Annotated in this window: 12 protein-coding genes; 10 read left to right on the top strand and 2 right to left on the bottom strand. The window is 43.5% G+C overall.

The genetic code is table 11. The annotated features are described in order from the left end of the window. Positions 1-127 precede the first annotated feature (127 nt). The 9 genes from FKN93_RS05780 to pyrF all read left to right on the top strand — a co-directional run bounded on the left by FKN93_RS05780 (position 128) and on the right by pyrF (position 8,393). Positions 128-400: an HU family DNA-binding protein gene (locus tag FKN93_RS05780; RefSeq protein WP_004395643.1), complete on the top strand. Its 273-nt coding sequence runs from the start codon at positions 128-130 to the stop codon at positions 398-400. A 152-nt stretch (positions 401-552) separates the two neighbouring features. Further along, positions 553-2,412, top strand: a complete 1,860-nt coding sequence (gene ppiD, locus FKN93_RS05775) for a peptidylprolyl isomerase (protein WP_154168636.1) — start codon at positions 553-555, stop codon at positions 2,410-2,412. A 235-nt stretch (positions 2,413-2,647) separates the two neighbouring features. Then, entirely contained in the window at positions 2,648-2,941 is a 294-nt protein-coding gene (locus tag FKN93_RS05770; RefSeq protein WP_154168634.1) for a helix-hairpin-helix domain-containing protein, read from the top strand. A gap of 157 nt (positions 2,942-3,098) precedes the next feature. Next, a complete protein-coding gene (gene cmk, locus FKN93_RS05765) occupies positions 3,099-3,779 on the top strand; it encodes a (d)CMP kinase (protein WP_154168632.1) in 681 nt (226 codons plus the stop codon). 104 nt (positions 3,780-3,883) lie between these two features. Continuing rightward, positions 3,884-5,554, top strand: a complete 1,671-nt coding sequence (gene rpsA / locus FKN93_RS05760) for a 30S ribosomal protein S1 (RefSeq protein WP_004395639.1) — start codon at positions 3,884-3,886, stop codon at positions 5,552-5,554. 131 nt (positions 5,555-5,685) lie between these two features. Beyond that, positions 5,686-5,970 (top strand): integration host factor subunit beta, encoded by a 285-nt coding sequence (ihfB, locus tag FKN93_RS05755; RefSeq protein ID WP_004395638.1) that lies wholly within the window; start codon positions 5,686-5,688, stop codon positions 5,968-5,970. 158 nt (positions 5,971-6,128) lie between these two features. Continuing rightward, positions 6,129-6,413 (top strand): lipopolysaccharide assembly protein LapA domain-containing protein, encoded by a 285-nt coding sequence (locus tag FKN93_RS05750; RefSeq protein ID WP_004395637.1) that lies wholly within the window; start codon positions 6,129-6,131, stop codon positions 6,411-6,413. Positions 6,414-6,416: 3 nt separating this feature from the next. Further along, positions 6,417-7,586: a lipopolysaccharide assembly protein LapB gene (gene lapB / locus FKN93_RS05745; protein ID WP_158138152.1), complete on the top strand. Its 1,170-nt coding sequence runs from the start codon at positions 6,417-6,419 to the stop codon at positions 7,584-7,586. 105 nt (positions 7,587-7,691) lie between these two features. Further along, the gene (pyrF, locus tag FKN93_RS05740; protein WP_154168630.1) at positions 7,692-8,393 is read left to right on the top strand and encodes an orotidine-5'-phosphate decarboxylase; all 702 of its coding nucleotides are present in this window, start codon (positions 7,692-7,694) and stop codon (positions 8,391-8,393) included. 17 nt (positions 8,394-8,410) lie between these two features. On the opposite strand, the gene miaE is transcribed toward pyrF, so the two are convergent. Then, positions 8,411-9,178 (bottom strand): tRNA isopentenyl-2-thiomethyl-A-37 hydroxylase MiaE, encoded by a 768-nt coding sequence (miaE, locus tag FKN93_RS05735; RefSeq protein ID WP_158139025.1) that lies wholly within the window; start codon positions 9,176-9,178, stop codon positions 8,411-8,413. 222 nt (positions 9,179-9,400) lie between these two features. Then, complete coding sequence (locus FKN93_RS05730) at positions 9,401-10,165, bottom strand: hypothetical protein (RefSeq protein WP_040904878.1); 765 nt, start codon at positions 10,163-10,165, stop codon at positions 9,401-9,403. A 238-nt stretch (positions 10,166-10,403) separates the two neighbouring features. On the opposite strand from FKN93_RS05730, the gene FKN93_RS05725 reads away from it, so the two are divergent. After that, positions 10,404-11,642, top strand: a complete 1,239-nt coding sequence (locus tag FKN93_RS05725; RefSeq protein WP_154168628.1) for a methyltransferase — start codon at positions 10,404-10,406, stop codon at positions 11,640-11,642. Positions 11,643-11,660: the final 18 nt, after the last annotated feature.

The raw sequence follows: 11,660 nt of genomic DNA, 5'->3' as shown, positions 1-11,660 counted from the left end.
TGGGAGCTAACGTTACCAACTATGGCTTAAGCCCTGTTGTAATAAGGCATTAAGCCTGTTTTTAATCTTAATGGAACGAAATCGGCACCGAACAAAACAATAACTTGGTGACCAAAGGGGAATTACAGTGAATAAGACACAACTAGTAGAAAAAATCGCAGAAAATGCGGATATTTCCAAAGCATCCGCTGGTCGCGCACTGGATGCATTTATCGAAGCAGTGACCGATACACTTCAATCTGGTGATCAAGTAGCGTTAGTAGGTTTTGGTACTTTCTCTGTCCGCTCACGCGCAGCTCGTACTGGCCGTAACCCAAAAACGGGTGAAGAGATCCAAATTGCTGAAGCTAAAGTACCCGCGTTTAAGGCTGGCAAAGCTTTAAAAGACGCTTGTAACTAATACAGGGTGTTTTTTGCCGTTTTAACGCAAAAATAATTCGAACCTTTTGAAATTATGCGCATCCTACTGATGCGCATTTCTTTTTCTGATATTATCGCGCTATTCAATTTTGGCTGAAGCATTTAGCTTCAAACCCGGAGAGCAGTACAACTATGATGGAACGATTACGCGAAGGCGTGAACAGCATCGCGGTGAAAATTATCCTAGGACTCATCATCCTATCGTTTATCTTTGCAGGCGTGGGTAACTATATCGTTGGCGGCGGCAATAATGCAGCGGCCAAAGTCGGCAAGACAGAGATCAGTCGTGGGGAATTTGAACAGGCGTATCAAAATGAACGTAATCGCATGCAGTCACAACTTGGCGATTACTTTTCTACATTACTAGCAGACCCAACTTATGTCGCTTCACTACGACGCTCAGTGCTTGATAGCATGATCAATGATATTTTAATTGAGCAGCATGCACAGTCGCTCGGTTTACGTGTAAGTGATAATCAAGTTCGTCAAGCCATTATTGCCATGCCAGAGTTCCAGTCGGCAGGTCAATTTGATCAAAATATCTATCAATCTGCTCTGCGTCGTGCAGGGTTTACCCCCGATGCTTTTGCCGAGTATATGCGTCGTAGTCTGGTCCGTGATCAACTGGTTGCGGCTTTACAGACCAGCGAGTTTACTTTACCCGGTGAAGTCGAAGGGTTGAGTGCGTTAGTGGCTCAAGCTAGAGATGTGCGAACCATCACGCTACCGACCACTGATTTCGCAAAAGAGGTTCAGCTAACAGATCAAGAGATTGAGCAGTATTATCAACAAAATGATGATCGATATACTCGTCCGGAACAGATGAGAATTTCTTATATCGAGTTGTCAGCGCAGCAGTTGAAACAAGCCATCACCATTACGGATGAGCAGACCAAAGCATTCTATGACGCGCATCAAGATAAATATGCTTCTAAAGAACAGCGTAAAGTCAGCCACATCATGATCCAAGGTGATGATCAACAAGCAGCTCAGGCGATTTTAGATCAATTACACAATGGGGCGGACTTTGCTCAATTGGCGAAAGAGAAATCACAAGACATTGGTAGTTCCCAAGAGGGTGGTGAGCTAGGTTGGATTGAACGTGATACGATGGACGCGGCTTTTGAAAGTGCGGCTTTTGCTCTTCAACAAGTCGGTGAAATTAGCGGGCTGGTAAAATCGGATTTCGGCTACCACATCATTAAACTTGATGAACTTAAGGCTCCAGTGATTAAGCCTTATGAGCAAGTTGCTGCTGAGATAAAAGCAGAGTTACAAGATCAGCAAGCGGTTGATCGGTTTTATCAACTACAAACTGAGCTAGAGCGTATTGCTTTTGAGTCACCAGACTCGTTAGATGAAGCCGCTAAGGCAATTGGCGCAGACATTCAACGTACGGATTTTATTTCAGTCGCAGAATTGCCTGCTACATTGAGTGCTCCTGCGGTTATACAAGCGCTGCGACAGCCAGAAGTCAAAGAAGATCAACTGAACTCGGATGCAATTGAAATTGCCCCTGAGCATGTTGTGGTTGTCCGTGTTGAGCAAACTCGTCCAGAAATTATTTTACCGTTGGCCGAGGTTCGTGAGCAAATCGTTGCGACGTTATCGCGTTTAAAAGCGGAGCAGCAAGCATTGCAATTGGCAAACGATTTAGTCACGGGTTTAAACGCTGGCGATAATAGTTTATTAGACGACCATCAATTAGCCTTTAGTGAGGTTCAGCGTATGGACAGAAGTTCTCCATTGGCTGAAATCGTCTTCTCTATGCCGAAGCCAGAAGGCGAGCATCATGTTTATGCACATGGCAAAGATGCACAAGGCAACGTTGTTGTTATCGCTTTAGCTGCTGTGACGACTGAGGTTGACCCACAATTGAATCAGCAAATTGGCGCTCAGTTATCTCGCATTGGACTACAACAGAATGTTGAGGGTATTTTGGGTGTATTACGTCAAAATACGAAAATCCAATATTATGGTTTAGAGCAATAACGGCCTGTTATGTAAATAACATGTTTGTCATTTTGGGCTGCATTTGCAGCCCATTTTATTTTCTTGTTTTGTTCAAATAGTCGATGTGACTAATCCTTTATTATCGTCTTGTCTACCCCTGTGCTATGAGAAAATACAACGTTGTTGATCACCAAGATCCAGCGTGTTCGATCGGTGATTCCTGTTCTATCTGGTGGTGTAGGGATGCGATAAACACTTAAACAAGGAAGGAACAATGATTAAGAATTATTTACTTGCCCTGCTGCTGGGCTTAAGCCTGCCCGTTAGCCAAGCGATGGGCGAAGAAACGGTCAGCGTTAATCAGGGCTTTGAGATCACAGTGAATGTTAATACCGCCTCTGCAGAAGAGATCGCAACTTTGTTACAAGGCATTGGCTTGCAAAAAGCTCAGGCGATTGTTGAATATCGTGAGATAAATGGTCAGTTTTTAACAAAAGAAGATCTAACTAAAGTGAAGGGAATCGGGCCAGCAATCGTGGCAAGAAACGATAAACGTATTTTACTGTAATGTGAACCACCCGCGAACAAGAAACTCAGGCTTAGCCCTGAGTTTTTTTATGAGGGGGACTCCTCGTCTGAAACTCGCATCTTATTGCCAGTTCAGTATATAATTCATCGTTGACCAATCACGCGATGAGTCGTGAACTAAACGAATGGAGTAAAGCATGTCCTTGCAAACAACGGTAATTACCGTGGATGGACCTAGTGGCGCTGGTAAAGGCACACTGTGTATGTTGTTGGCGAAAAAGCTCGGTTTTCAACTGTTAGATTCGGGCGCAATCTATCGCGTACTTGCCTTAGCCGCGATTCATCATGGCGTTGACCCTGAGTCTGAAGAGGCATTAGTTCCTCTAGCCACACACCTTGATGTTGAGTTCATTGCTGAAGGCGACTTGGTTAAAGTAATTTTAGAAGGTGAAGACGTTTCTAAGGCCTTGCGTAAAGAAGAAACGGGTATGGCCGCCTCAAAAATTGCTGCCTTGCCTCGTGTCCGTGAGGCGTTATTGCGTAGACAGCGTGCGTTCGAGCAAGGTAAAGGCTTAGTGGCCGATGGGCGAGATATGGGAACCGTGGTCTTTCCTGAAGCTGCGGTAAAAATTTTCCTTGATGCAAGTGCAGAAGAGCGTGCGCGTAGACGCTATAAGCAGTTGCAACTGAAGGGCCTTGATGTTAAATTTGACGCCCTTTTAAGCGAAATTCAAGAACGTGACGATAGAGATCGTAATCGTTCAGTGGCGCCACTGCGTCCAGCGGAAGGTTCGCTATTATTAGATTCAACGACTTTGTCTATCGACGAGGTTGTGGCTCAAGCATTACAATACATCGAATCGAAGTTAGCGGAATAAACCACGTTAGCTAAGAACGTTGGTCGCAAGGATGATGACTGGCGATTTTAACAACCCCATGCGGTAGGATACCCGTGGACGTTTAATTATTGAAGATTAAATACATGACTGAATCTTTTGCTCAACTCTTTGAAGAGTTTCTAAACGAAACCCAATTTCAACAAGGTACTATCGTTAAAGGTACTGTAGTTGCGATTGAAAATGGCTATGTACTTGTTGATGCAGGCCTTAAGTCTGAGTCTGCTATTCCAGCAGAACAGTTCAAAAACGCTGCGGGAGAACTAGAAGTAGAAGTTGGTTCAGAAGTTGACGTAGCACTTGACGCTGTTGAAGACGGTTTCGGTGAAACTCAACTTTCTCGTGAGAAAGCTAAGCGTCACGAAGCTTGGATCGTTCTTGAGAAAGCTTACGAAGAAGCTGAAACGGTTATCGGTATCATCAATGGTAAAGTTAAAGGTGGCTTCACTGTTGAATTGAACGGTATTCGTGCATTCCTTCCAGGCTCTCTAGTTGACGTACGTCCTATCCGTGACACTGCTCACCTAGAAAACAAAGAGCTAGAGTTCAAAGTTATCAAGCTAGACCAGAAGCGTAACAACGTTGTTGTTTCTCGTCGTGCTGTTATCGAATCAGAAAGCAGTGTTGAGCGTGACGAACTTCTTGAAACTCTACAAGAAGGTACTGAAGTTAAAGGTATCGTTAAGAACCTTACTGATTACGGTGCATTCGTTGATCTTGGCGGTGTTGATGGTCTACTACATATCACTGATATGGCGTGGAAACGTGTTAAGCACCCATCAGAGATCGTTAACGTTGGTGACGAAATCCTAGTTAAAGTTCTTAAGTTTGACCGTGACCGCACTCGTGTATCACTAGGTCTAAAACAGCTAGGCGAAGATCCATGGGTAGCTATTGCTAAGCGTTACCCAGAAGGTCACCGACTAACTGGTCGTGTTACTAACCTAACAGATTACGGCTGCTTCGTAGAAATCGAAGAAGGCGTTGAAGGTCTAGTACACGTTTCAGAAATGGATTGGACTAACAAGAACATCCACCCATCTAAAGTTGTTAATGTTGGCGACGAAGTAGATGTGATGGTTCTTGATATCGATGAAGAGCGTCGTCGTATTTCTCTAGGTCTAAAACAGTGTAAAGCTAACCCTTGGCAGTCATTCGCTGAAGCGCAAGCTAAAGGCGACAAAGTAACTGGTAAGATCAAGTCTATCACTGATTTCGGTATCTTTATCGGTCTTGACGGTGGTATCGATGGTCTTGTTCACCTATCTGATATCTCTTGGAATGTTCCTGGAGAAGAAGCGGTACGTGATTACAAGAAAGGCGATGAGATCTCAGCAGTTGTTCTAGCAGTAGATGCAGAGCGTGAGCGCATCTCTCTAGGCGTTAAGCAAATGGAAAATGACCCATTCAATGCTTACGTTGCAGACAACAAGAAAGGCACTCTAGTTAACGGTACAGTAACAGCCGTTGATGCTAAAGGCGCAACGATCACTCTTGAAGATGGCGTAGAAGGTTATATCCGCGCTTCTGAAATTGCTCGTGACCGCATTGAAGATGCCTCTCTTCTTCTAAGCGTTGGTGATAAAGTTGAAGCGAAATTTACTGGTGTTGACCGTAAAAACCGCGTAATCAACCTATCTATCAAAGCGAAAGATGAAGCTGATGAGCAAGAAGCAATGGCAACTATCAACAAGCAAGATGAAGCTGCTTTTGGTAATGCAATGGCTGATGCTTTCAAAGCTGCTAAAGGCGAATAAGTTAAATTCGTAAATAGAAAGGAACCTGCATAGGTTCCTTTTTTTTGCCTTTTCTCTACAAAATTAAGCAAGTGTTTGTTGGAACTGCTATTACTGACTATAATCAAGGTAAAAACTCAATGAGGGAAACTATGACTAAGTCTGAATTGATAGAAAGGCTGTGTGCAGTACAAACGCATCTGTCAGCCAAAGAAATTGAAGATGCCGTAAAAGATGTTCTTGAACACATGTCCAAAACGTTAGAAGACGGAGAGAGAATCGAAATTCGTGGTTTCGGCAGTTTCTCTTTACACTATCGTGAGCCTCGCATTGGACGTAATCCAAAGACTGGCGAAAAAGTAGAGTTAGAGGGAAAATATGTACCTCACTTTAAGCCGGGTAAAGAACTACGTGAGCGGGTTAACCAGAACATTTAGTAATACGACAAGTACACCAGCGGCATGCTTTTTCAGTATGCCGCTTTTTTGTGTCTCAAAAGTCACTGGATTATTAGATTGAGCATGGTTTGTCAGACGAATTTACTGCATAATCAGCAAGCGAATTGGTGAATATGAACCTAAATAGGATAGGTATTATGAAAATAATAAAAATTATCGTGTTATTGGCCTTATTTCTTATCGCGTTAGCGTTAGGTGCTCAAAATCAAGCGATCGTGACGTTTAATTATCTGCTTGCCCAAGGTGAGTTTCACTTATCAACGTTATTGGGCGGCGTGTTTGTGACCGGTTTTTTAGTGGCTTGGATTTTATTTGGTGGTTTGTATCTTAAAGCGAAGCTTGAGATACGTAAGCTTAATCGTAAAATAGCCAAGCAAGTCGTGCCGCAAACGCCAATCAAGCCAAAAGCTAATCTGGAATAATTAATGTTAGAACTTCTCTTCTTGCTCTTGCCCATTGCTGCCGCTTACGGATGGTATATGGGCAATCGTAGCGCCCAGCAAGACAAGCAGAAGCACTCTCACCAAATCTCCCGCCAATACGTTACGGGGTTAAACTTATTACTTTCTGATCAATCTGATAAAGCCGTTGACCATTTTATTGAACTGCTTCAAGTTGATAATGAAACGATTGATACTCATCTCGCGTTAGGTAATCTGTTTCGTTCCCGTGGTGAAGTCGATCGCGCCATTCGCATCCACCAGAATCTTATTTCCCGATCAGGCTTAACGATTGATCAAAAAAATCTAGCACTGCAACAGCTTGCTAAAGACTATATGGTGGCAGGTTTTCTCGATCGCGCCGAAAAAATATTTGAACAATTGATCGATGAACCTGAGCATCGCGAGTCCGCTTTGCAACAATTAACGGCGATTTACCAACAAACACGCGAATGGCATAAAGCGATTGAGTGTGCACAGGCGTTAGTGAAGTTGGGGCGTAAGCGGATGAAAAATAGTATCGCTCATTTTTGGTGTGAGTTGGCAATGCTAGAGCAATCTGACGGGCAAGATAATAAAGCCATGCAGTTTTTTAAACGTGCATTGCATGAAGATCCTAAATGTGTCCGCGCCAGTATTTCGCTGGGTAAGCTGTGTCTCGCGAATCAGCAATATCAGCAGACGATCAGTCATTTAGAGCGTGTCTTAAGCCAAGATATTGACTTCATTGGTGAAGTGTTACCAACCTTGGCTGAATGTTATCATCACCTTGGTCAAGAAGATGCTCTGGTTGAGTTTTTGCGCCAATGTATTGATAAGAATGCCGGAGTTTCTGCGGAGTTAATGCTTGCGCAGTTGGTCGCTCAACATGATGGTGTGGCAAGTGCTCAAGAGCTGTTAACTCGTCAATTAGTTAAAAACCCGACCATGAAAGGTTTTTATCGCTTAATTGGTTATCACATCGCAGAAGCGGAAGAAGGCAGAGCGAAAGCCAGCCTTTCTACCTTACAAAAATTGGTTGGAGAACAGCTAAAAGCCAAACCTCACTATCGCTGTCGTCATTGCGGATTCTCGACTCACTCGCTGTATTGGCATTGCCCCTCTTGTAAGGGGTGGGGGACAATTAAGCCGATCCGTGGTTTAGATGGTGAGTAATTCCCTCATGTATGTTTAACCAGAAATAGACCGAGCATCCATCGGTACGTATTGAATGGAACAAAGGTTAAGTATCAAAACGATAGGTCATTATTAGGAGTAAAAATGAACGACCAAAAAGTCATTGTTGCCTTGGATTATGAAAAACGAGCAGAGGCGCTTGCCTTCGTCGATAAGATTGACCCATCGAGCTGTCGATTAAAAGTGGGTAAGGAAATGTTTACTCTATTTGGCCCGGAGTTGATACGTGAATTGCATCGCCGTGACTTCTCTGTCTTTCTTGACTTAAAGTTTCATGATATTCCGAATACTTGTGCGAAAGCGGTTCGCGCTGCAGCAGAGCTTGGCGTATGGATGGTAAATGTCCATGCTAGTGGCGGTGAGCGAATGATGGTGGCCGCTCGTGAAATACTCGAACCTTATGGTAACGAGCGTCCGTTACTGATAGCGGTGACCGTATTAACCAGTATGGAGCAGGTCGATTTGGCAGGGATAGGGATTAACCTTGCGCCAGAGCAGCATGTACTACGTTTAGCGACCTTAACTAAAAATGCTGGCTTAGATGGCGTGGTCTGCTCTGCTCAAGAAGCCTCTGCATTAAAACAGCATTTAGGCTCATCGTTTAAGTTGGTTACACCGGGGATTCGTCCGGTTGGAGCTGATGTTGGTGACCAAAAACGGATTATGACGCCGATTCAAGCCCTAGAAGCGGGCTCGGACTATTTAGTGATTGGACGGCCTATCACTCAAGCTAATCATCCCGCTCAAGTCTTAGCTGAGATTAATGCCTCACTGATGGCTGTTTAGCATTGAGAGTGCGCCAATTAAATTGGCGCACCGCTATGAAATTTAAAATCATCATCTGGGCTCTGGATGAGCTCAGCTTCAATAGCAGCAAAATAGTCGATACGTTGACGGATATCGTTTGCTGCAATGTGTTCAGCTAATGCTAGATAATCTTGATAGTGCCGAGCCTCAGAACGCAATAATGAGAGATAGAATCGTCCAATCTCTTCCGGTAAGTGAGGGGCTAACTTAGCAAATCGTTCGCAAGATCGAGCTTCGATAAACGCACCGATGATCAATTTATCAATCAATGCATCCGGTTCGAAGGTTTTAACGTGCTTAAGCATGCCTTTGGCATAGCGACTCGCATTGATTGGCTGATACTCTAACTCTTGGCGTTCAATAATTTCTGCTACTTGATAAAAATGATGCAACTCTTCTTTGATCAATAAAACCATTTTCTCAATCATCGCTTCGCCATAGGCACAGTCACTTCTCGCGTGAATCGATTTCGACAACTGACTGGTTCCTTTGAGAGAAAGCAAATCGCCTTGGCATTGATAAGCAAAACGTTCATAGGGTTGAATTAAGGCTGTCAATTGCTGAGTGGCTTCATCGGTTAGCACATAGCGTTTGAGTAAAAAAATGGCGCTTTGCGCAGCCTTCAGCTCACATAATAAATGATCTCGTAAAATAACGTTTAAATTCTCAGGTCGTTTGGCTTGAACTATCCAAGAGTCGGGCGTCGGGCAGAGTAGGAATTGCTCAATTGGAGCGAGTAATGGTTGAATGGCGGTCTGTATCATGGTCATTAAAAAATATCGGCTTAAGCTATCATTTGGATCAGTAGTGATAGGATGAACTTGACGTGGAGCCCCAATCATACCATTGGTCGATATTCATGGGGAACAATGGTAACGTCCTATACGGTTACTTGTCTCGGGATAAAAGACGGTAAATGATGAATTGTCGTCTGTCTGGCATTTGATGATGGAGGATGGCTATGGGAAAAGTATCGAGTTGTCCCTTTACCACTTTTTCTTCTCACCAAATAATGCTTCCATATCACTGTTGCGCTCTTTGTCTTCCATTTGTTGGACATCAGCAGCACTTTTAGTTTGACGGCGTTGTTCAATGTCATCATGCATGGTTTGCAGTTTTTCTCTTGCTTGAGTCGAATAGCTGTCGTTTTTGGTATTCAGAACATCAATCCCTTTGCGGAGAAGTTGCAGTGCGGTACCTGGTTGTCCACGAACAATCGAATCGTTGGCACGCTTAATCACGTTTTCAATATTAATTCGAATTTGAATGGTTTCAAGCCGAGCGTTTTCTGCGACGAAGGCTTGGGTATCAAAACGACCTTTGTTGTGTTCACTGCGTACCGTATCTCGGAGTCGTTTAACCAGTTTGAGCATGACAATGGCTTGCTTATCGCTACTTGGAACTTTAAACGGCGTACTTTCTCCACCGGGATGGTTTTCTTTTAGGTGTTTAATTTGTGCCTGCATATTTTCGACGCGCTGTGCCAATTGCTTATTTTTGGGATCTAAATCAAGCATGTTTTGCAGAGCATCAAGAATTCGGTTATTTAAACAAACCAGCAAATCTTTACTAAATGGCATATGATGCGCATTACCGATTAAATCTTCAGTAGCATCAATAATGGTTAGATAACGTGCAGATTCTTGTTTCTTGGCCGTTTCTATTTTCAATCGATACTGCAACATAATGTTGTAGCCTAAGATCAAAACCAGAAGCACGACTCCGAGAGCGATAAGTAAACCTATATTCATAAAATCCGTATCTTTTTTAGAGCCCGATAATAAAGGATACACTATCCTACCTGTATCGACATCACCAACAAATAGACAATCTTAATTATTTATGTGTTAAGCATAAAAAAGTGTAACCGAGCCGTCATTTTAGATGAGGATAGGCGATCTATTGGCAGTATAGTACGGTTTTTTGCCAATGGTCTTCTTTCTTCCTCGTTAACTTGACCCTAAAATAGCGCTTTAGTTAGGGGGCATAATGCAGACACTTTTTACTCAGCTCGATAAATTTCTTTCTCAAACCGCGTTGTTTTGGCGTTTTGAGCCCTTTCATCATAGTGTGGATGATACTGATCATTGGCATGGGGTTAACTCTGAACTGGATCGTTGGCTTAACTCGCTCTCTCCACAGCAAATAGCTCAACTGAAACAGCAACCGGATGTTTTGCTTTGCCATCTATCGATATATATTGAAGGACTTGCTGAGATCATTGCCAGCACTCACGATTTTCTTGTAAAACAGCCATTACTCACGGTATTGCCTACTGACGAGAATACGCAAAGGCTGCATTCGCTCTATACGGGTATTCCTGGGCGAAAAATTGAACAAATTAAGCGATTGGGACAACAGTTGATCGCTCGGCATCAAGGTCAATCATGGTTAGAGTGGTGTGCAGGTAAAGGGTATCTGGGGCGTTTTTTAGCCACTTATTCTGATAGTCCAGTGCTCAGTTTTGAATATCAAGAGGCCTTATGTCTACAAGGACAAGCTGAAGCGGATAAGCGCCAATTAGCGATGATGTTTGTGCAAGGCGATGCTTTTAAACCGAGTAGCCAAAAGTTGTTTAAACCCTGTCAACATGCGGTGGCTTTGCACGCTTGTGGTGATTTACATGTGCGCTTAATGCAATACGCTGCGCAAGCTTCGGTGTCTGCAGTGAGTGTTGCGCCTTGTTGTTATCATCTTATCGAAGCGGATCACTATCAACCATTATCGAGTTTAGGTCAGCAGTCTGGGTTGAATCTCACTCGCCAAGAGTTACGTATTCCTGTTCAAGAGACGGTTACTGGAGGTGAGCGAGTGAAACGTCACCGTCAACAAGAGATGAGTTATCGCTTAGGCTGGGATGAGTTACTTAAAGCGGAATTAGGCTTAATAGACTATCAACCGACACCAAGCATTAAAAAATCACAGCTTTCTGAAGGCTTTAAAGCATTTTGTCTTTGGGCAGCAGAACAAAAAGGCTTTTTGTTGGCGTTAGATAAGATTAATTTTGCGAACTATGAACAGCAAGGGTTAGCCCGTTATTGGCGTATGGAAAAATTGAGCCTTGTTCAACAAGGCTTTAGACGCTTATTAGAAATGTGGCTCGTTTGTGATAAGGCACTGTTCTTAGAAGAGCAAGGTTATCAAGTGTCAGTCAGTGAATTTTGTCCGCGAGAGGTAACACCAAGAAACTTGCTCATTCATGCCAAGCAGGCTTCTTTACTGGGGTAAAGCGGTCGTATCAGTCGA

Source organism: Vibrio sp. A8-1 (assembly GCF_013048685.1).
GTDB lineage: Bacteria > Pseudomonadota > Gammaproteobacteria > Enterobacterales > Vibrionaceae > Vibrio > Vibrio metschnikovii.
This window is presented reverse-complemented; position numbering and strand designations above follow the sequence as displayed.